This is a genomic window from Streptomyces spectabilis (genome assembly GCF_008704795.1).
In the GTDB taxonomy this organism is placed as follows: Bacteria; Actinomycetota; Actinomycetes; order Streptomycetales; family Streptomycetaceae; genus Streptomyces; species Streptomyces spectabilis.
The window spans coordinates 6,275,426-6,296,278 of the sequence record NZ_CP023690.1 but is presented as its reverse complement, the minus strand read 5'-3'; the positions used below and the strand labels follow the sequence as shown (position 1 = coordinate 6,296,278).

Here is a 20,853-nt window from a genome sequence, read left to right as displayed (position 1 = left end):
CCCGCCGCGTTTCACCCTGCCCGCCCCGTAGCGCGGATCACTTTCCTGCCCTACCGTCCTCCCGTCACCGCAGACACGCGACCGGGAGGACGGCCCGTGCGCACAGCCACCCCCAAGACCATCGCCCTCTGGAGCCTCGTCGCGCTGGTCGGCGCCGCGGGCTGGACCGTGCTCGCGCTCTCCCGGGACGAGGAGGTGTCCGCCGCCTGGATGGTGGCCGCCGCCCTCGGCTCGTACGCCATCGCCTACCGCTTCTACGCGAAGTTCATCGCGCACAAGGTCCTGCGCGTCGACAAGCGCCGGGCCACCCCCGCCGAGCGGCTCGACAACGGCATCGACTACCACCCGACCGACCGGCGCGTGCTGCTCGGGCACCACTTCGCGGCGATCGCGGGCGCGGGTCCGCTGGTCGGTCCCGTGCTCGCCGCCCAGATGGGGTATCTGCCGGGCACCATCTGGATCATCGCAGGGGTGATCTTCGCGGGGGCCGTGCAGGACATGGTGGTCCTGTTCTTCTCGACCCGCCGCGACGGCAAGTCGCTCGGCCAGATGGCGCGGGACGAGATCGGCCCGTTCGGCGGGGCCGCGGCCCTGCTCGCCACCTTCGCGATCATGATCATCCTGCTCGGCGTGCTCGCGCTCGTGATCGTGAACGCCCTCGCCGAGTCGCCCTGGGGCACCTTCTCCATCGCGATGACGATCCCGATCGCCCTGTTCATGGGCTTCTATCTGCGCGTCCTGCGCCCCGGCCGGGTCAGCGAGGTCTCGCTCATCGGCATCGGCCTGCTGCTGATCGCCCTGGTCGCGGGCCGCTGGGTGGCGGAGTCCTCGTGGGCGGAGGCCTTCACACTCGCCCCCTCGACGCTGGTCGTCTGGCTGGTGGCGTACGGCTTCATCGCCTCGATCCTGCCGGTGTGGATGCTGCTCGCGCCGCGCGACTACCTGTCCACGTTCATGAAGATCGGCACGATCGTGCTGCTCGCGCTCGGCGTGCTCGTCACCCTGCCGACGCTCAAGATGGACCCGGTCACCGACTTCGCCTCGCGCGGCGACGGGCCGGTCTTCGCGGGCTCGCTCTTCCCGTTCGTGTTCATCACGATCGCTTGCGGCGCGCTCTCCGGCTTCCACGCCCTGATCTCCTCCGGTACGACGCCGAAGATGATCCAGAAGGAGACCCAGGTCCGGATGATCGGCTACGGCTCCATGCTGATGGAGTCGTCCGTGGCGGTGATGGCCCTGGTCGCGGCGAGCATCATCGACCCGGGCCTGTACTTCGCGATGAACGCGCCGGCGGGCGTCGTCGGCGACACCGTCCAGGAGGCGTCGCGGGCGGTCGCGAACTTCGGGTACACCATCTCCCCCGAGGACCTGGCGCGGGCCGCCGAGGACGTCGAGGAGAGCTCGCTGCTCTCGCGCACGGGCGGCGCCCCCACCCTCGCGATCGGCGTCTCGGAGATCTTCTCCAAGGTCACGGGGGACTCGCTGCGGGCGTTCTGGTACCACTTCGCGATCATGTTTGAGGCGCTGTTCATCCTCACCGCGCTCGACGCGGGCACGCGCGTGGGCCGGTTCATGCTCCAGGACATGCTGGGCAACGTCTACAAGCCCTTCAGGAACGTGAGTTGGAAGCCGGGCCTGGTCCTGACCAGCGCCGCCGTGACCGGCATGTGGGGCTACTTCCTCTGGGTCGGCGTGCACGAGCCGCTCGGCGGCATCAACCAGCTCTTCCCGATCTTCGGCATCGCCAACCAGCTCCTCGCCGCCGTCGCCCTCGCCGTGTGCACCACGCTCCTGGTGAAGTCCGGACGGCTCAAGTGGGCCTGGATCACCGGGATCCCGCTGGCCTGGGACGCGACGGTGACGCTCACGGCGAGCTGGCAGAAGGTGTTCTCCAGCGACCCGCGCGTGGGCTTCTTCAAGCAGCGCTCGATCTACCAGGACGCCATCGACGACGGCAAGGTCCTGCCGCCCGCCAAGACCATGGACGACATGCACACCGTGGTCACCAACTCCACCGTGGACGGCGTGCTTTCGGCGGCCCTCGCGATCCTCGTCGTGATCGTCCTCGTGGACGCGGCCCGCGTGTGCGTCCGGCACGTCCGCGACCCGCTGTCCTCGCGCCTGAGCGAGACGCCGTTCGTGGAGTCGAAGACCGTCGCGCCCGCCGGGCTCGTCGCCACCGAGGAGGAGAAGGCGGAGCTCGCGGCCCACGAGCGCGCGAAGGCGGGCTCGTCGTGACCGGGCCGCTGCGCCGCGCGCTGCGCGCCGTCCGTTGGTACGTACGGGAGTTGACGGACGAGTCCGCGTACGAGCGGTACGTGGCGCACGTCCGCAGGGAGCATCCGGCCGCGGCCGTGCCGACCCGGCGGGCGTTCGAGCGTATGCGGACGGACCGCCAGGAGTCGGACCCGCGGCAGGGGTTCCGCTGCTGCTGAGAGGCCCTTTCGGCCGCTCTGTGGCTCGTCCGTTATACGGACAGGGGTTCCGTAGGCCGAGACCGTCGCTTAGATTTCCCGCACGTTAAACACGGGATAAGTGAGCGAACGGAGCCGCGGTATGCCAGATGCGCCTGAAGTGCCGGTTGCGCCTGAAGTGAGACAGCCGGTGGTCACACCGGTCCGTGTGGTCATAGCCGTCTGTCTCGTGGCGCCCTTCGTGGCCATGCTCTGGGTGAGCTCCTACGCGAAGGCCGATCCGGCCTTCATCGGCATCCCGTTCTTCTACTGGTACCAGATGCTGTGGGTGCTGATCTCGACCGTGCTCACGATGATCGCCTACCAGCTGTGGCAGCGTGAGCAGCGCGCCCGCAAGGCCGCCCGCGGCCAGAGAGGTGCGCGGTCATGAACGACGGCGTGAACGGCGTCGCGCTCGCCGTCTTCATCTTCTTCTTCCTCGCGGTGACGGTCATGGGCTTCCTGGCCTCCCGCTGGCGTCGGGCCGAGAACGAGCAGAGCCTCGACGAATGGGGCCTCGGCGGCCGGTCGTTCGGCACCTGGGTGACCTGGTTCCTGCTCGGCGGCGACCTCTACACGGCGTACACCTTCGTGGCCGTGCCCGCGGCGATCTACGCGGCAGGCGCCGCCGGGTTCTTCGCGGTGCCGTACACCATCCTCGTCTATCCGCTGATCTTCACCTTCCTGCCGCGCCTGTGGTCGGTGTCGCACAAGCACGGGTACGTGACGACGTCGGACTTCGTCCGCGGGCGCTTCGGCTCCAAGGGGCTCTCGCTCGCGGTGGCCGTCACCGGCATCCTCGCCACGATGCCGTACATCGCGCTCCAACTCGTCGGCATCCAGGCCGTCCTCGACGTGATGGGCGTCGGCGGCGGCGAGGACACCAACTGGTTCATCAAGGACCTGCCGCTGCTCATCGCCTTCGGCGTGCTCGCCGCGTACACCTACTCCTCGGGCCTCAGGGCCCCGGCCCTGATCGCGTTCGTGAAGGACACCCTGATCTACATCGTGATCGCGGTGGCCATCATCTACATCCCCATCAAGCTGGGCGGGTTCGACGAGATCTTCCGGGCGGCGAACGAGAAGTTCTCGGCGACGAACGAGGCGACCGGCAAGCCCGTGGGCGCGCTCGTGCCCGGCGACGCGGGCACCTGGACGTACGCGACCCTGGCCCTCGGCTCGGCGCTCGCCCTGTTCATGTACCCCCACTCGATCACCGCGACGCTGTCCTCGCGCAGCCGCGACGTGATCCGCCGCAACACCACCATCCTGCCGCTGTACTCGCTGATGCTGGGCCTGCTCGCGCTGCTGGGCTTCATGGCGATCGCGGCCGGGGTGAAGGTCGAGAACGGGCAGCTGGCGATCCCGCAGCTGTTCGAGGACATGTTCCCCGACTGGTTCACGGGCGTCGCGTTCGCGGCGATCGGCATCGGCGCGCTCGTCCCTGCGGCCATCATGTCGATCGCGGCCGCGAATCTCTTCACCCGCAACATCTACAAGGACTTCCTGAAGCCCGACGCGACGCCCGAGCAGGAGACCAAGGTCTCCAAGCTGGTCTCGCTCCTGGTGAAGGTGGGCGCCCTCGCCTTCGTGCTCACCATGGACAAGACGGTCGCGATCAACTTCCAGCTCCTGGGCGGCATCTGGATCCTGCAGACCATGCCCGCGCTCGTGGGCGGCCTGTTCACGCGGTGGTTCCACCGGTGGGCGCTCCTGGCCGGCTGGGCGGTCGGCATGGTCTACGGGACGGTGGCCGCGTACGGCGTGGCCTCGCCGACGCAGAAGCACTTCGGCGGCTCCTCCAAGGAGATCCCCGGCATCGGCGAGATCGGCTACATCGGCCTGACGGCGTTCGTCCTGAACGTGGTCGTGACCGTCGTCCTCACCTTCGTCCTGAAGGCGCTCAAGGCTCCCGAGGGCATCGACGAGACATCGCCCGAGGACTACACGGCGGACGCCGGGGACAAGGGCGTGGCCACCGAACTGCCCAAGGTGGGCGCGGGCCACTGAACCGGGGCGGCACGGACTGACAGGGCCGGGGCCGGGACACGGACGGCGGCGGGCGCATGCGAAAGGATGTACGCATGAGACGTTCCCACCGCCTCCTCCCGGCCCTGCTCCTCGTCCCGCTCGCCCTCACCGGCTGCGGCTCGGACAGCCTCGCCGGCACGGCGCCGCCGGACCGCTCCGAACTGGAGGAGCGCGCCACGGCGGCGCAGACGGTCGTGGAGCACGTGTACGTGACGGAGGCCGACGGCTTCGAACTCGCCCGGCAGTCGGTGGGCGTGATCGGTGAGGACGGCTTCCAGTCCACGTACGTGAAGGACGAGGGCGGCGCGCAGCTCACGCTCTCCGTCGACCGGGGCACCGTCACCGACGGGAACTGCCGCACGGTCCCGCCCGCCGCCAAGAGCTGCGAGAAGGACGGCAAGGGCTGGTACCGCGTCACGGGCTCCCGGCACGAGTACGTCCGCTCGGAGAACGGGCTGCGGATCCAGCTCGCCGCCGACCGCGGCGCGGTGGACCGCGCCGCGCTGCGCGCCGCCGCCGAGACCGCCCACCGCGCCGACGACCGCGAACTGGACGCCACCCTGCCCGAGCAGGCCGACCCCGAGGTCCTGCCCCCGGACGGCGGCGGGACGGGCCTCCCGGCGGACCGCGGCGACCTGCCCCCGAACGGGGACGGCGCTCCCCAGGACCCACCGGGCACGAGCGGCTGACCTGCCCCACCGCCCCGCCCGACAGGCCGCCGGGGGCGCGGCGTCCGCGCCCCCCGCCGGGACTGCGAACCCGCCCCCGGTCTGGGGCTTCTCTCCTGCGAGTTGACGCTCCGACAGGCACACGAGCGACCACACCCCGTGAGGGAACGGTCACCTCCGACACAACATCTAGGGGTGCCACCGAAACCCAGCACAAGATGTATGCTCGTCCTCGCTGTCGCCGCAGGGGAATCCGGTGCAAGTCCGGAACTGTCCCGCAACGGTGTACGTGTGCGCATTTGCGTACCCGCAAGTCCGAGGACCTGCCGACAGCACGCCCGTGCCGCCCGGTCCGGGCGCAGACGTCCGGGCCTCGTGGAATGGGCTGGTGGACGCGGCGTACGTACCGCTGCCCGCGGTCGCGCCCGTGTGCCCTCAGCCGCCTCGATGCCCAGAGCCGAGCGAGGGAGAGCACCACGTGACCATCGCGCCCGCCGAGCCCGCGTCAGCGCAGGCCGAAGCCGGTCAGCAGCCCGCCGAGCAGTCCACGCGGACTGACGCCCCGGGCACCGCGCTGCTGCGCACCCTGACCGACCTCACCGCCGACCTCCCCGACGCCGACCCCGGACGCGTCGCCGCGGCCGCCCTGCGCGGGCGCTCGGCGAAGGCCGACGAGGCCGAGCTGCGGGAGCTCGCCACCGAGGCGGCCGCCGGGCTCATCTCCGAGGACCCCGCGTACTCCCGGCTCGCCGCCCGGCTGCTGACCATCGGCATCCGCGAGGAGGCCGCCTCGCAGGGCGTCACGTCGTTCTCCGAGTCCGTCGCGGTCGGCCACCGCGAGGGCCTGATCGCCGACCGCACCGCCGCGTTCACGGCCCTGCACGGCGCCCGTCTCGACGGGCTCGTGGAGGCCGCGCTCGCCGACGGCGCCGACCGCCGCTTCGGCTACTTCGGCCTGCGCACGCTGCACAGCCGCTATCTGCTGCGCCACCCGATCACCCGCAAGGTCATCGAGACGCCGCAGCACTTCATGCTGCGCGTGGCCGCCGGTCTCGCCGAGGACGACTCCGCGCGCGCCCTGGACGAGGTCGCCTCCCTGTACGGCCTGATGAGCCGTCTGGACTACCTGCCGTCCTCGCCGACGCTCTTCAACTCCGGCACCCGGCACCCGCAGATGTCGAGCTGCTACCTGCTCGACTCGCCGCTCGACGAGCTGGACTCGATCTACGACCGCTACCACCAGGTGGCGCGCCTGTCGAAGCACGCCGGCGGCATCGGCCTGTCGTACTCCCGCATCCGCTCGCGCGGTTCGCTGATCCGCGGCACGAACGGCCACTCCAACGGCATCGTGCCGTTCCTGAAGACGCTCGACGCCTCCGTCGCCGCCGTGAACCAGGGCGGCCGCCGCAAGGGCGCCGCCGCGGTCTACCTGGAGACCTGGCACTCCGACATCGAGGAGTTCCTGGAGCTGCGGGACAACACCGGCGAGGACGCCCGGCGCACCCACAACCTGAACCTCGCGCACTGGATCCCGGACGAGTTCATGCGCCGGGTCGCCGCCGACCAGGAGTGGTCGCTGTTCTCGCCCGCCGACACGCCCGAGCTCGTCGACCTGTGGGGCGAGGAGTTCGACGCCGCGTACCGCGCGGCCGAGGCCAAGGGCCTGGCCCGCAAGACCATGCCGGCCCGTGACCTGTACGGCCGCATGATGCGCACCCTCGCGCAGACCGGCAACGGCTGGATGACCTTCAAGGACACCTCCAACCGCACCGCCAACCAGACCGCCGAGCCCGGCCACACCGTGCACTCCTCCAACCTGTGCACGGAGATCCTGGAGGTCACGGACGACGGCGAGACGGCCGTGTGCAACCTCGGCTCGGTGAACCTCGGGGCCTTCGTGGCCGACGGGGACATCGACTGGGAGCGCCTGGACGCCACCGTCCGCACCGCCGTGACGTTCCTCGACCGCGTCGTGGACATCAACTTCTACCCGACCGAGCAGGCCGGGAACTCCAACGCCAAGTGGCGCCCCGTGGGCCTGGGCGCCATGGGTCTGCAGGACGTCTTCTTCCAGCTGCGGCTGCCCTTCGACTCCCCCGAGGCGAAGGCGCTGTCCACGAGGATCGCCGAGCGGATCATGCTCGCCGCCTACGAGGCCTCCGCGGACCTCGCCGAGCGCCACGGCCCGCTGCCCGCCTGGGAGAAGACCCGCACGGCGCGCGGCGTCCTGCACCCCGACCACTACGAGCACACCGCGGCGGAGCGCGCCTGGCCCGAGCGCTGGGACGCGCTGCGGGAGCGCATCGGCAAGGTCGGCATGCGCAACTCGCTGCTCCTGGCCATCGCCCCGACCGCCACCATCGCCTCCATCGCGGGCGTCTACGAGTGCATCGAGCCGCAGGTCTCCAACCTCTTCAAGCGCGAGACGCTGTCCGGCGAGTTCCTCCAGGTCAACTCCTACCTGGTGCAGGACCTCAAGAAGCTCGGCGTGTGGGACGCGCAGACCCGCGAGGCCCTTCGCGAGTCCAACGGCTCGGTGCAGGGCTTCACCTGGGTGCCCGCGGAGGTGCGGAACCTGTACCGCACGGCCTGGGAGATCCCGCAGCGGGGCCTGATCGACATGGCCGCCGCGCGCACGCCGTACCTCGACCAGTCGCAGTCCCTGAACCTGTTCCTGGAGACGCCGACCATCGGCAAGCTCTCCTCGATGTACGCCTACGCCTGGCAGCAGGGCCTCAAGACCACGTACTACCTGCGCTCGCGCCCCGCGACGCGCATCGCCCGCGCCGCCGGGGGCTCCGCCGCCGCGGCCGCCCCCGTCCCCCAGCAGGTGAGCGACCCCGAGGCGATCGCCTGCTCCCTGGAAAACCCCGAGTCCTGCGAGGCCTGCCAGTAATGCCCACCCGTCACCCGACCACCGCCCCTGATGGACAGCGCTCCGCGCCGGAACGCTCTTCGTCGGAACTGCACACCACCACGACGACGGGCGAGAAGAACCTGCTCGACCCGGGCTTCGAGCTGACGCTCCGCCCGATGCGCTACCCGGACTTCTACGAGCGCTACCGGGACGCGATCAAGAACACCTGGACCGTGGAGGAGGTCGACCTCCACTCGGACGTGGCCGACCTCGCCAAGATGACGGCCGAGGAGCAGCACCTCATCGGCCGCCTGGTCGCGTTCTTCGCCACCGGCGACTCGATCGTGGCGAACAACCTGGTGCTCACGCTCTACAAGCACATCAACTCCCCCGAGGCACGGCTCTACCTGAGCCGTCAGCTCTTCGAGGAGGCCGTGCACGTCCAGTTCTACTTGACGCTGCTCGACACCTACCTGCCCGACCCGGAGGACCGCGCCGCCGCCTTCGCGGCCGTGGAGAACATCCCCTCCATCCGGGAGAAGGCCGAGTTCTGCTTCAAGTGGATGGACTCGGTGGAGAAGCTGGACCGCCTGGAGTCCAAGGCCGACCGCCGCCGCTTCCTGCTGAACCTGATCTGCTTCGCGGCGTGCATCGAGGGCCTGTTCTTCTACGGTGCCTTCGCCTACGTCTACTGGTTCCGCAGCCGCGGTCTGCTGCACGGCCTCGCGACCGGCACCAACTGGGTGTTCCGCGACGAGACGATGCACATGTCCTTCGCCTTCGAGGTCGTGGACACCGTCCGCAAGGAGGAGCCGGAGCTGTTCGACGAGGCGCTCCAGGAGCAGGTCACGGACATGCTGAAGGGAGCGGTCGAGGCCGAGCTGCAGTTCGCCCGCGACCTGTGCGGCGACGGCCTGCCCGGCATGAACACCGACTCGATGCGCGAGTACCTCCAGTGCGTCGCCGACCAGCGCCTGGCGCGCCTCGGCTTCGCGCCGGTGTACGGCTCCGAGAACCCGTTCTCGTTCATGGAGCTGCAGGGCGTTCAGGAGCTGACCAACTTCTTCGAGCGGCGCCCGTCCGCGTACCAGGTCGCCGTGGAGGGCTCGGTCTCCTTCGACGACGAGTTCTGATCCTGCGGCCCGGGCCCGCGCTCGGCCCCTCGCAGCTGCCGGTCGATCCGGCGGTCGTGGGCGTGGCCGATCAGTGACGGCAGGGCCATGAGCAGGAAGACCCCGAGGACGGCCAGCGTGTCGAGTGCGTCATGTGCGTTCATGACGACCACTCTCGCGCCGGCCGTCCTTCGGCGTGAGTGGCAGGACTGTCGCCCACCCTCGATTTCCTGCCAGCGACGCGGCACACTGTCCCCATGTTGAGGAACGTGGCCGCCGTCGCGCTCGACGGCGTGCACCCCTTCGAACTCGGCGTCGTGTCCGAGGTGTTCGGCCTCGACCGCAGCGACGAGGGCCTGCCGGTGTACGACTTCGCGCTCGTCTCGGCCGAGGGCCCCACGCTCTCCACGCACGCCGGCTTCACCATCTCCACGCCGTACGGCCTCGACCGCCTTGAGGAGGCCGACCTCATCACCGTGCCCGCGGGCGACTCCTATGTGACGCGGGACTTCCCGCCCGCGCTGCTCGACGCCCTGCGCCGCGCCACCGACCGCGGCACCCGGGTGCTCAGCGTCTGCACCGGCGCCTTCGTGCTCGCGGCGGCCGGGCTCCTGGACGGGCGGCGCTGCGCGGTGCACTGGCGGCACGCCGACGAGCTGACGCGCCGCTGTCCGCGCGCCGTCGTCGAGCCGGACGTGCTGTACGTCGACGAGGACCCGGTGATCACCTCCGCGGGCACCGCGGCGGGCATCGACGCCGCCCTGCACCTGGTCCGCAGGGAGAACGGCGCGGAGGTCGCCAACGCCATCGCCCGCCGGATGATCGTGCCGCCGCACCGCGACGGCGGCCAGGCCCAGTACATCGAGCGTCCGCTGCCGCGCGCCCGCTGCGACACCGTCGGCGGCGTCCTGGCGTGGATGGAGCGCCACCTCGACCGGGAGCTGACCGTCGACCTGCTCGCGGCCCGCGCCCATATGTCGCCGCGCACCTTCGCCCGCCGCTTCAAGGAGGAGACCGGCACCACGCCGTACCGCTGGCTGCTGCGCCAACGCCTGCTCCGCGCCCAGGAGTTGCTGGAGGTCACGGACCAGACCGTGGACGCGGTCGCCTGGCGCTCCGGCTTCGCGAACGCGGCCGCGCTGCGCCATCAGTTCGTCCGCGTGCTCGGCACGACGCCGAACGCCTACCGGCGCACGTTCCGCGGCCCCGGGGCCGAGTCCGCGGCCTGACGCGCGCGCCCGCACCGGCCCCTCAGGGCGGTGCGGGCGCGCGGGCGTCAGCGGGCCGTGGCGCGCAGCACCAGATCCCGCGGGTGCAGCGTGATGCCGACCTTCGTGCGCGTGTCGGTCCCCGCCACCGGGGCCAGCCGCCAGCGGGGGACGATCGTGGCCAGGATGATGGTGAGTTCCGCCAGGCTGAAGTGGTCGCCCGGGCACTTACGGTTGCCCACGCTGAAGGGCATCATGGCGAACTCCGGTACGCTCGCCGCGCGTTCCGGATTCCATCGGTCCGGGTCGAACTCCAGATGCCGCTCGAAGGAACGCGGATCGCGCTGCATCGCGTACACGCTGTACACGATGTCCGCGTCGGCCGGAATGCGATAGCCGCCGAGCGTGGTCTCGGCCACGGACCGCCGCGTGAAAATCCAGGCGGCCGGTCGTATACGCATCGCCTCCGTGACGACATTGCGCGTGTGCCGCAGCTCGCCGAGATCGGCGAAGGCGACCGGACGGCCTCCCGTCACGGAATTTACCTCTTCAACCAACCGCCTTTCGTGGTCGGGGTGTTCGGTGAGCAGATGGAAGGCCCATGCCAGTGTCGAGGCGACATTCTCGGCACCCGCCACGACGAGCGAGACGACGTGGTCATGGATCTCCTGGTCCGTCAGCGGCTGCCCCGATTCGTCGCGGGCGGCGAGCAATACGGCCAGCAAGTCCTCTTCCGTGCCGTTTCCGCACCGGCGGCGTTCGGCGATGATCTCGTCGACGAGCGCGTGCAGATCGGCGAGCGCGCGCTCGAAGCGCCGGTTGGCGGGCGTCGGTACGCGGTACAGCGGCCCGACGGAAAGCACCATGCGGCGGTACAGGCCCTCGAAGACGGTGTGCAGCGAGTCGCTGATGCGGTCCGCCTTCTCGCCGATCGAGTCGACCTCCAGGAGGGAGCGGGAGACGACGCGCACGGCGGTGCGGAACATCTCCGCGCTCACGTCCACCGTTTCGCCGTCACTCCAGCGGGCCGCCGTCGCCTGGGCCTCCTGTGCCATCACGCGCGCGTAGTCGGCGATGCGCTCGGGCCGGAACGCGGGCTGCATCATGCGCCGCTGGCGCCGGTGCAGCGGACCGTTGCTGGTCGCCACGCCCTTGCCGAGCAGCACCTCCAGGGTGTCCCACAGCGGCCCTCCGACGACGTACTCGGGGCTCTTGAGCAGAGCGCCGACGAGCTGCGGGGCGCACACCGCGTACGCCGTTTTGGGCCCTAGTCGGATCCGGACGAGGTCCCCGTGGTCACGCAGATCGGCCAGGAAGCCGAGCGGGTCGCGCACCAGGTTCCAGGCGTGGCCGAGAAGTGGCGCTCCACCGGAGACCAGCGGCGGCGTATTCAGCCGCTGGGAACCGGCCGGTGCGGGTATGGCGGACGCTGCGGATTCGACGGTCATTCCTGGCCTCCTGCCAGTTCGGGCCCTGCCAATTCGCATTCCGGGAACTCGGGTCCCGGTGCGTCGGACACATACGGGGGCAGCGATCGGTCGTCCCAGCTTTCGACGCGGTATCTGCCGGATTCGTGATGGAACCAGTAGACGGAACTGAACCAGTTCCGCATATTGAAGACGCAGGATTGCAGTGCGGCGCTCGCCTTCCGGCCCGCCGCGCTGCCGTCGATCAATTCATCCGCCAAACTGAGGACTTCCGGTTCCACCGCGAGAAAATCACGTACACAGTCACTGACGCGCCGGTGCACTTCTGCCACCGCCTGCTGCAGGGAGAGACCTTCGTGGTGGATGAGGGAAATTCCGAGGTTGTGTACCTCGTCGCCCGCCAATTCCTTCGGCAGTGAGCAGAGGTCGTTGTACCAGGCGGAGAAATCCTGCGTGGCGAGTGCCGCCGCGCGATAGGCGGGGTGTTTCCGCACCGCGTCCGGCAGCTCCTGGCGCGCGGTGGGTTCGAGCAGGTCGATCCAGATCCAGTGCGCGAAGGTGAGCCGGCGCAGCTCGATGTACGCCTCGACGCTCGGCACGGTCCCGGTGCGGCGGTTGCCGAACTCGTGGTCGTAGGCGTCGATCACCGGGTGGAAGTGCCGGGCGAAGCGCCCGTTCCACCGCGGTCCGAGGTGCGCGTACAGCCTCAGGACGCAGTCTGCGAAGCCCGCGACCAGGGGGTCCTCGTGGTGCAGGTGCGCGCGCGGGTCCTGAAGTGTCTCGTGTAGCCCGGCGCACAGGCGCCGCCAGCCCGTGGTCCTGCCGTGCACCGCGTCCCGGTCGTGCCGGTCGTCCCAGCCGAAGAACCAGGAGCTGAGGTCGGCGATGGCGGCGAGCAGCTCGTCGGGGGCACCGATGTAGTACCCAGCCACCAGGTCGGTGTAGCACAGGCTATCGGCATATGCCGCGACCTTGTCCGGGGGCATGAGGCGCTTTTCCAGGAGCCACGCCCTGGACTTCTCCTGAAGCTTTGGCCAATACGGATGCAGATGCCGGGGAAACTCCGACTCCACCACCGGAAGGGCCAGTGCGGGCGGCACCGATACCGCCTGTCGAACTGGTGACTGCATCTGCTCGGACGGCTTCCGCCGTTGCCTCGGGACGCGTTCCGCTGCATATGCCGGAACCCGTGCCGGGGTGCGTGTCGCCCAGTCCGACTGTGAAGTGCTGTGTGAGGAAGCAGGCACGAACAAACCCCTCTCGACCGCGCTGAGGCCCACGCCCCTCTTGCCGTGCCGGGCGCGCGCCGTTGCGTATCCCCGCGCTTTCCATTCAGCACCACAACTGACCGTTCAGGGAACACATTTGCGCCATTCACTACCCCACCGTGCCGAGAACATCCCCTTACGTGACTGAATCTGGATCACCCACGGCCGATCGTGGGCTAGTCCTGTCCGGTTCTGAGCGGGTACACCAACGGCCCCTGGTCAGTGGGGTGTCCCCGACCAGGGGCCGCTGTCGTCACGCGCTCACCGCACGCCTCAGTTGTGGCGCAGTTCAGTCATTCGGCACCACGGGGTAGCGCGGCGTGCCCTCCGACATCTGCCGCAGCGCGTCCTTGCGCTCCCGCTTGGAGAGGCGGTCGATGTACAGATAGCCGTACAGGTGGTCCGTCTCGTGCTGGAGGCAGCGGGCGAAGTAGCCCGTGCCGCGCACCTTGATGGGGTTGCCCTTCTCGTCCTGACCGGTCACGACCGCGTAGTCGGGGCGGGCGAGGGGCGCGTACGCCGTCGGCACGGACAGGCAGCCCTCGCCCGAGTCGTCCAGGCTCCGCCGCTCCGCGGGCAGCTCCTGCAGGACCGGGTTGCAGACGACGCCGACGTGCCGCACGCCCTCGTCGTCCATGCAGTCGTACACGAACACCTTCAGGTCGACCCCGACCTGGTTCGCGGCGACGCCGACGCCCTGCGCGACGCGCTGGCTCGCGAACATGTCGTCGATCAGCTTCGCGAGCTCGTCGTCGAAGGCGGTGACGTCCTTGCACTCCTTGTGCAGCACCGGGTTGCCGACGACCGTGATGGGCCGGGACGTGCCGCGCTCGCGGTAGGCCGTCTCCCGCGCCTCGCAGTCTTCCGTGTCGATGACGAAGCCCTCGTCGTCGACCGGGAGCACCCCGTCCGCGTAACTCTGCTCAGTGTCCTGCGCCATGTCCGCCGTATGCCTTCTTCCTGGGTCGTGTGCTGCCCGTACAGGGTACGGGCAGCACCCCGCCGGAGCATCGGCGTCCGGGGCTAGCAGACCTCTTCGAGGTCCCGCCAGTCGCGGGAGTCCGGGCTGTCGGCGACCCAGCCGTCGAGGAGGCCCCGCACCAGCCCCGCCGGGGCGGCGATGCCGCACTCCCGCTCGGGCACCCAGATCGGTCCGGGGCTGCGGTGGCCGAGCGGCCCGGGGTGCCCCGGCTCGCTGTGGTCGTGCGGGTCCAGGTGCTCCCCGTCGCCCTCGTCGCTCGGCATCCGCGACTCCGAGCACATCCGGCACAGCAGCCGCACGGACGACGACCAGTCCTCGGCGGCGAAGCCGGCGTCGGCGGCGAGCTTCTCCAGGGCGTCCCGGTCCTCCTCGGTCGCGGCCTCCAGGAGGACCACCCAGGTGGGCACGGGCGACGGCGCCCACAGCTCGATCTCGTCGAAGACGGGGTACGCGTGCCCCGCGGCCGTGGTCCGCTCCCCGTGCGGCACGCCGTCGTGCAGCACGACCTCGCCCCAGCGCCGCCCGGAGGACGGCAGCGGAATGGAGAGCACCTCCATGCGGGCCGGGTCCAGCCTGCGGCCCCAGACGACCTCCGCCTCGCCCTCCGGCGAGAGCCGCACCGCCGCGCTGCCCAGGTCCATCCCCGCGGGCTCGCCCGTCGCGGCGACCCCGCCGGGCACCCTGAGTCCGTACGCCTGCCAGGCCCTGCGCGCCAGCGGCCAGTCCTGCAGGGCGGTCGCCGCGATGCCCACGTTCCACCAGTCGGGGGCCCCGGCGGAGCGGTCGAGCAGCGCCACGGCCCGCAGGCCCGCGGCCCGCGCCTGCTCCCAGTCGTGCCGGAACTTGTGCAGGAGCGCGAGGTTGAACCAGGACTCCGACAACCAGGGTTCGAGATCGGCGGCGCGCGTCAGGAGCGCGCCCGCGTCCTCGTAGCGACCGTCGCCGATGAGCGTGAACGCCCTGTCGGTGGCCTGCCGCCAGGAGGCGGAGGGCCGGTGCCGTCCCTTGCCGAAGATCCTCACGATTCCCGCCTGCCAGCTCTTGTCGGGATGTCCCCGCCGCCGCGCTGCCGCGCGGCCCCGCTTCTCTTTCGCATCCAACCACGTACGGTCGGACGGCCGCTCATTACCCATGGGTTACCCAGCGGGACCCGAGGTCAGACGACCCGGCCCCGGCGCCTTCGCCGGGGGCCCCGGGGCCCCGCCCCGGCGGCCCGGGCGCTCCGCCGCGGACCCCCCGATCGTGTGGGAGCGCGGTGCCGTTCCCGGCCCTCCGGCGCCTCGGGACGCGCGTGCGCCACCCTCAACAGGGGTCCAGGGGGCCGAGCCCCCGGCGCGGGGCGGCCACCGGCCCCGTGCACCCCGCGAGCACCCTCGCCAAGGCCTCCACGACCTCCGTCTGGTACTCGCGCCCCGTCGCGACCCGCAGTCGCTCCAGGGCGGCCAGCGGCCCTTGAGGCCCGTGTTCCCGGGCCATCTCGTCGTATGCGTTCGCCGTCCGCACGATACGCGCGGTGAGCGGCTGCTCGCGGTACGGATCGGCCTGGCGCTCCACCACGACGGCGACGTCGGCGGCCACGCCGGTCTGCCGGACGACGGCCCCGCCGAGCAGGGCGATGCGCCGCTGCTCGGCGGCGGGAAGGCGCGCGGTGGCACCCTCGGGCACGGGGTCGACCAGGGAGAGCTGCCCGATGTCGTGCATCAGCGCCGCGTACTCCAGGACGCCCAGGTCCGCCCCGGAGAGCCCCAGCTCACGGCCCATGGCCCGGCTGAGGTCCGCCACCCGCCTGGCGTGCCCGGCCGGGGTGTACCCGGCGATCTCGGTGGCGCGGGCAAGGGAGGCGATGGTCTGCCGGTACGTGGCCCGCACGGCGGCGTAGCGGCGGACGGCCAGCTGGGTGAGCAGCAGCGGGCAGCTGAACACCGGCAGCGCCCACAGCCCCGCCACGGCGACGGCCAGCGCCATCACGGCCCCCGTGGCGCACACGGCGGAGCCGATGCCGGGCATGCGCCGCAGCTCGTCCCTGAGCAGCGGCCCGAACGGCCACCCCCGGCGGGCGTGCGCCAGGGCCGCCGCGAGCACGGCGTCGCACAGCGCGGTGAGCGCGAGCAGGGCCACCACCACGGCGGCGTACCAGGAGCCGTAGCCCGCCCGGTCCTCCAGGCGGCCCGAGTTGTACAGCGGCTGGAAGCACACGGCGGCGAAGGCGACGGTGAGCACGCGCCGGGCGAGGGCGTCGGGCGCGGGCCCGCGGCCGAGCGCCACGTGCGGCACGGCGCCGACCAGCCCCGCCGCCACGACGACGGCGACCACCTGGAGCACCCCGTGGTGGGTCGCCCGCCCGCCGCTCTCCCCCAGCAGGGCGTACGCGAGCGCGCCCGCGGCCCCCAGGGGCGCGGGCTCCCGCTCGCCGCCGCTGCCCCACCGGGCCAGCTCGCCCACGGCTATGAGCACGCCGAAGGCGAGGGCGGTCCGTGGCTCCTCGACGCCGCGCCAGAGCGTGACGCCGAGCGCGCCGACGGCGACGAGTAGCGCGGCGCCGCGGATCACGGCGGCCACCGCGGCGGCGGGCCGCCCCGCGGGCTCGTGCGTCACCGGGCGGCCGGGCCGCGGGCCGCGGGGGCGCCGGACACCACGCCGTCGACGGGGCTTCCGGGGCCGTCGGGGCCCGTGCGCCGGGCCCCGGCCGAAGCCTTTGCCTCGCCCCCGGCCGTGACCTCCGCGTCCCATCCGTACCGGTCGAGCGCCCGGGCGAGGGCGCCGACCATGGCCGGGTCGAACTGGGCCCCCGCGCAGCGCCGGAGTTCGGTGACGGCGGCCGCGACCGGGCGGGCGCGGCGGTAGGAGCGCGAGGACGTCATGGCGTCGAAGGCGTCGGCGACGGCCACCACCCGGGCGCACTCCGGGATTTGACGACCCGTCAGGCCGTAGGGGTAGCCGCTGCCGTCGATGCGCTCGTGGTGGTGCAGGATCGCCGCCCTGGCCTCCCCGAGGAAGCCGATGCCCCGCACCATCTCGTGGCCGTACTCCGGGTGCAGCTCGATCACGCGCCGCTCCTGCGGGGTCAGCGGCCCCTCCTTGCGCAGCAGCCGGGTGGGGACGCCGAGCTTGCCCACGTCGTGCAGGATCCCGGCGAAGCGGAGCAGCTCCACGCGCGCGTCGTCCATGCCCAGCTCGCGGGCGATCAGCACGGAGGCGCGGCCGACCCGCTCGCTGTGGCCCCTGGTGTAGCGGTCCTTGATGTCGACGGCCTGCACGAGCGCGCGGATGGTGGCCTGGTGGGCGGAGCGCTCGCGGTGGTACTGGGCGAACACCCAGCACGAGACGCCCATCGGGAGCAGGACGAGCAGCGCGGCGAGGGGCCCGTACCGGCTGTCCCAGAGGACGGCCATCATCAGCCCGGCGAGCCCGTGCACGGCGACGGGCGCGAGCGAGCCGGGCAGCAGTCCCCGCCAGGCGTGGCGCGGCGGAACCCCCTCCGCCGCCACCAGGATGCCGCCGTCGAGGGCGGCGATGACCGCGGCGAAGCAGAGCACGGCGACCGCGGCGGGCAGCAGGACGTACGGGAAGTCGGGGGGCGCCGAGGCCGCCGCGGGCCCGTCGAGCGCGGCGTACGTCCGCCCCGCGGCCCAGGCGGCGAGGGCCAGCTGAGCGGCCCGCCACAGGCGGCGCAGCCACCGTGGCCGCCGTTCGACGCGGGCGAGCAGGGCGCCCGGGACGGCGACGAGCGCGGCCGCGGCGGGCGGCAGCAGGAACACCGCGGCCAGCAGCACGGGGTAGAAGGCGGGCACGGCCGGGCCGCTGCGGACGACGGTGTGCTCCCCGCCCGCGTACAGCAGGGCGAGCAGTCCGACGACGGGCCATGCCGTGCCGGGGCCGAACGCGGGCGCCGCGCAGGCGGCCGCGCCGAGCGCGGCGCACAGGACGTAGCCTCGGGCCCACACCGGCACCGACCGCATAGGGGTTCTCCTCCCGATCCAGGTCGGGAGAGTAGAACGGGCCCTGAGCACGCCAGCGTCAGCGGGCGCGAATTAGCACCTTCGAGTGAGAAACCCCAGCAGAAACAGAGAGAAACGTTCAACTAGCGGGTGAACGGCAGCCCCACGGGGAACGCGGGGCGCACCCGCTCAGCTCTGACCCGGGGGCTTCGCTCAGGACCCGGGGGCCAGATCCACCCCGTCGTCCGGAACCGCCTGTCCGGAGCGGATCAGGTCGATCCGGCCCATGACCTTCGCCCGCAGGTCGGCGGGCACGTCGTCCTGGCCGCAGCAGCGCTTGACGAGCTTCTTCACCGCCTGTTCGAGGCCGTACTTCTCCAGGCAGGGGGAGCACTCCTCGAAGTGCGTCTCGAACTTCGTGCAGTCGCTGTCCGGCATCTCCCGGTCCAGGAACTCATAGAGGTGGTCCAGGACCTCACTGCAGTCAGTCTCGTGCGGCTCTCCGCAGCTCATGAGCCCGAGCCTTTCGCTTCGTTCGAGTCTCCGGCACCGGCCGGGACCAGGCCGCGGTCACGCGCGTAGTCCTCCAGCATGCCGCGGAGTTGGCGGCGGCCGCGGTGAAGACGGGACATCACCGTACCGATGGGTGTACCCATGATGTCGGCGATCTCCTTGTACGCAAAGCCCTCCACGTCCGCGAGGTACACGGCGATGCGGAATTCCTCCGGGATCGCTTGGAGCGCGTTCTTCACGTCGGAGTCCGGCAGGTGGTCGAGCGCCTGCGACTCGGCCGAGCGCAGTCCGGTGGACATGTGCGACTCGGCGCGCGCCAGCTGCCAGTCCTCGATCTCCTCGGCGGCGCTGCGCTGGGGCTCGCGCTGCTTCTTGCGGTACGAGTTGATGAACGTGTTCGTGAGGATGCGGTACAGCCAGGCCTTGAGGTTGGTGCCCTCGCGGAACTGGTGGAACGACGCGTACGCCTTCGCGTAGGTCTCCTGGACCAGGTCCTCCGCGTCCGCCGGATTGCGGGTCATCCGGAGCGCCGCCGAGTACATCTGGTCGAGGAACATCAGCGCGTCCCGCTCGAAGCGGGCCGTGCGCTCCGCGGCCGTCTCGGAACCCTTGTCGGAACGCTCCGGCTGCTCGGAGTGACCGTGCTCAGTGCCTGCGTCGGTCCCAGTGACCGGACCCACCTCCTCCAACGACGTGGTGGGGCCGTAGCCGGTCCCACTGGTTTCGGAGGATAGACGACGACCTGCTTTGCGCGCCGCTCGAATAGGGGCCGCCTTGGGCGAGCTCAGCACGCTCCACTCCAGCTCAGGGGTGGTGGAGCGGTCCGGGCAGATGGTCGTTCCCATGCGGCGGTCTCCCTCTCGTACGCACACTGTTCGCTGTTCGTACGGGACAACAGTCGTCACGTGCTCAACATTCCCGGCGCGCCCGTCCACGCGACGACGGCGTCCGTGATCCGTTTCACAGCGTCCTCCTGGCCGATCCCGGCCCGCTTCGGTACGGCGAAGGAGTGGTCGCCGAAGGGGATTTCGACGAGTTCGTAGGCCGTGCTCCGGGGGAACTCCGCGGGCTTGCCGAAGGGGTCGTTGCCGCCCTGCACCACGAGCGTCGGCACCCCGGCGCCGAGCAGTTCGTCGGCGCGGGACTTCTCCGGCCTGCCCGGGGGGTGCAGCGGGAAGCTCAGCGCGAGCACGGCGGCCGCGCCGAGCTCGGCGGCCGTGCGGCAAGCGACGCGGGCCCCGGCGCTGCGGCCGCCCGCGAGCACGGGCAGGCCGGGCTTCGCGAGGGCGGGCCACACGCCGCGCCAGCCGGTGTCGAGCGTCTTCGGCGCGGGCGCCACCTTCTTGCCGGCCACCCGCCAGGGCTGCTCCACCAGGGCGACGGTCACGCCGTGCGCGGGCAGGGTCGCGGCGATGGCCCGCAGGTCCCGCGCCTCGATGCCGCCGCCCGCCCCGTGGCTGACGGCGAGCACGGCCCGGGCCTGCTTCGCGGGGTGCCAGGTGATCCGGGCGGCCCCGGCGTCGGTCTCGACGACTTCGCTGTGGGTCTCACTGTGCGTCACGTCAGAAGAGTGTGCCCTCTTCGGGGGCCTCCAGTTCCGTCAGCAGCTCCGGACCGTTGTTGCGGACGTTGCTGACGGCCGTCGACACGGGGAACGCGCGCATGAGCCCGGTGGGCGGCGGCTCCAGGAGCGGGCGCAGCTCCTCCGCGGCGGTGCGCGCCGGGTCGAGCCAGGCGTCCCAGCGGTCGGGCGTGAGCATCAGCGGCATGCGCGGGTGGATGTCCGCGAGGGAGGAGGGGCCGTTCTCCGGGGCGATGGCGAGCGGGGCGGTCTCCGCCTCCGTGGTGATCACCGAGCAGGTCACCCACCAGGCGAGCGGATGCTCGTCGGGCAGCGTGCGGTCCCGCCAGAACTCGTAGAGGCCGGCCATCGCGAACACCGAGCCGTCGGCGGGCAGCACGAAGTACGGCTGCTTGCGGGGCCGCTTCTTCTTGCCCTCGACCTCAAGGTCGCGCTCGGCGGCGCCGGTCACCCACTCGTAATAGCCGTCGGCGGGCAGGATGCAGCGGCGGGCGGCGAAGGCCCGGCGGTAGGAGGGCTTCTCGTGCACCGTCTCGGCGCGCGCGTTGATCATCCGCGCGCCGCCCTCCGGCGTCTTCGCCCAGGACGGTACGAGTCCCCACTTCAGCCTGCGCAGCTGGCGAACCGGACGTTTGTCCTCGGCGTCCTTAAGGGGGCGGTCGAGCACGGCGTAGACCTCTTTGGTGGGAGCGACGTTGTAGTCCGCCTCCAGGGCCTCTTCCGGCTCCCACTTCTCGATCTCAAAGATTCCTGCGAGATCCTCGGGCCTACGACTCGATGCATACCGTCCGCACATACGTGCCACACTGCCACG

The 20,853-nt window shown here is 71.3% G+C and carries 19 protein-coding genes and 1 riboswitch; of the genes, 8 read left to right on the top strand and 11 right to left on the bottom strand.

All coding sequences use genetic code 11. The features are described from left to right. Positions 1–96 precede the first annotated feature (96 nt). The 7 genes from CP982_RS27740 (at position 97) to CP982_RS27710 (ending at position 9,142) form a co-directional block, all read left to right on the top strand. The gene (locus CP982_RS27740; RefSeq protein WP_150512962.1) at positions 97–2,238 is read left to right on the top strand and encodes a carbon starvation CstA family protein; all 2,142 of its coding nucleotides are present in this window, start codon (positions 97–99) and stop codon (positions 2,236–2,238) included. Beyond that, positions 2,235–2,435 carry a YbdD/YjiX family protein gene (locus CP982_RS27735; RefSeq protein WP_150512961.1) on the top strand — a complete coding sequence of 67 codons (201 nt, stop codon included), beginning with the start codon at positions 2,235–2,237 and terminating at the stop codon, positions 2,433–2,435. The genes CP982_RS27740 and CP982_RS27735 overlap by 4 nt, the downstream gene beginning before the upstream one ends. Before the next feature lie 121 nt (positions 2,436–2,556). Then, a complete protein-coding gene (locus CP982_RS27730; RefSeq protein WP_150512960.1) occupies positions 2,557–2,844 on the top strand; it encodes a DUF3311 domain-containing protein in 288 nt (95 codons plus the stop codon). Then, positions 2,841–4,463, top strand: a complete 1,623-nt coding sequence (gene mctP, locus CP982_RS27725) for a monocarboxylate uptake permease MctP (protein WP_150512959.1) — start codon at positions 2,841–2,843, stop codon at positions 4,461–4,463. The genes CP982_RS27730 and mctP overlap by 4 nt, the downstream gene beginning before the upstream one ends. 74 nt (positions 4,464–4,537) lie before the next feature. After that, positions 4,538–5,173, top strand: a complete 636-nt coding sequence (locus CP982_RS27720; RefSeq protein ID WP_229878498.1) for a hypothetical protein — start codon at positions 4,538–4,540, stop codon at positions 5,171–5,173. 197 nt (positions 5,174–5,370) lie between these two features. After that, positions 5,371–5,497: riboswitch (cobalamin riboswitch) on the top strand. A 133-nt stretch (positions 5,498–5,630) separates the two neighbouring features. Further along, complete coding sequence (locus CP982_RS27715) at positions 5,631–8,048, top strand: ribonucleoside-diphosphate reductase subunit alpha (RefSeq protein ID WP_150512957.1); 2,418 nt, start codon at positions 5,631–5,633, stop codon at positions 8,046–8,048. A 137-nt stretch (positions 8,049–8,185) separates the two neighbouring features. Continuing rightward, positions 8,186–9,142, top strand: a complete 957-nt coding sequence (locus CP982_RS27710; RefSeq protein WP_229878558.1) for a ribonucleotide-diphosphate reductase subunit beta — start codon at positions 8,186–8,188, stop codon at positions 9,140–9,142. Here CP982_RS27710 and CP982_RS27705 read toward each other — a convergent pair. Continuing rightward, a complete protein-coding gene (locus CP982_RS27705; RefSeq protein ID WP_150512956.1) occupies positions 9,055–9,285 on the bottom strand; it encodes a hypothetical protein in 231 nt (76 codons plus the stop codon). The genes CP982_RS27710 and CP982_RS27705 overlap by 88 nt on opposite strands. A gap of 93 nt (positions 9,286–9,378) precedes the next feature. Between CP982_RS27705 and CP982_RS27700 the strand changes: the two genes are divergently transcribed. Continuing rightward, positions 9,379–10,350 carry a GlxA family transcriptional regulator gene (locus CP982_RS27700; protein ID WP_150512955.1) on the top strand — a complete coding sequence of 324 codons (972 nt, stop codon included), beginning with the start codon at positions 9,379–9,381 and terminating at the stop codon, positions 10,348–10,350. 47 nt (positions 10,351–10,397) lie between these two features. Here CP982_RS27700 and CP982_RS27695 read toward each other — a convergent pair whose 3' ends face one another. The 10 genes from CP982_RS27695 to CP982_RS27650 form a co-directional block, all read right to left on the bottom strand. Then, positions 10,398–11,777, bottom strand: a complete 1,380-nt coding sequence (locus CP982_RS27695; protein ID WP_150512954.1) for a bifunctional albaflavenone monooxygenase/terpene synthase — start codon at positions 11,775–11,777, stop codon at positions 10,398–10,400. Next, complete coding sequence (locus tag CP982_RS27690) at positions 11,774–12,886, bottom strand: terpene synthase family protein (protein WP_150512953.1); 1,113 nt, start codon at positions 12,884–12,886, stop codon at positions 11,774–11,776. Before CP982_RS27690 ends, CP982_RS27695 begins: the two co-directional genes overlap by 4 nt. A gap of 427 nt (positions 12,887–13,313) precedes the next feature. After that, complete coding sequence (gene def, locus CP982_RS27685; protein ID WP_150512952.1) at positions 13,314–13,964, bottom strand: peptide deformylase; 651 nt, start codon at positions 13,962–13,964, stop codon at positions 13,314–13,316. Positions 13,965–14,047: 83 nt separating this feature from the next. Beyond that, complete coding sequence (locus tag CP982_RS27680; protein WP_150512951.1) at positions 14,048–15,028, bottom strand: tetratricopeptide repeat protein; 981 nt, start codon at positions 15,026–15,028, stop codon at positions 14,048–14,050. A gap of 280 nt (positions 15,029–15,308) precedes the next feature. Further along, complete coding sequence (locus CP982_RS27675) at positions 15,309–16,601, bottom strand: HD-GYP domain-containing protein (RefSeq protein WP_150512950.1); 1,293 nt, start codon at positions 16,599–16,601, stop codon at positions 15,309–15,311. Next, a complete protein-coding gene (locus CP982_RS27670) occupies positions 16,598–17,965 on the bottom strand; it encodes an HD-GYP domain-containing protein (protein WP_150512949.1) in 1,368 nt (455 codons plus the stop codon). Before CP982_RS27670 ends, CP982_RS27675 begins: the two co-directional genes overlap by 4 nt. A 192-nt stretch (positions 17,966–18,157) precedes the next feature. Continuing rightward, the gene (rsrA, locus tag CP982_RS27665) at positions 18,158–18,457 is read right to left on the bottom strand and encodes a mycothiol system anti-sigma-R factor (protein ID WP_030683322.1); all 300 of its coding nucleotides are present in this window, start codon (positions 18,455–18,457) and stop codon (positions 18,158–18,160) included. Continuing rightward, on the bottom strand, positions 18,454–19,137 hold the full coding sequence (gene sigR / locus CP982_RS27660) for an RNA polymerase sigma factor SigR (RefSeq protein ID WP_189719296.1): 684 nt from the start codon (positions 19,135–19,137) through the stop codon (positions 18,454–18,456). The genes rsrA and sigR overlap by 4 nt, the downstream gene beginning before the upstream one ends. A 221-nt stretch (positions 19,138–19,358) precedes the next feature. Then, positions 19,359–20,018, bottom strand: coding sequence for an alpha/beta hydrolase family protein (locus CP982_RS27655; protein WP_150512947.1), 660 nt, complete (start codon positions 20,016–20,018; stop codon positions 19,359–19,361). A 1-nt stretch (position 20,019) separates the two neighbouring features. Beyond that, entirely contained in the window at positions 20,020–20,835 is an 816-nt protein-coding gene (locus CP982_RS27650) for an SOS response-associated peptidase (protein WP_150512946.1), read from the bottom strand. Positions 20,836–20,853: the final 18 nt, after the last annotated feature.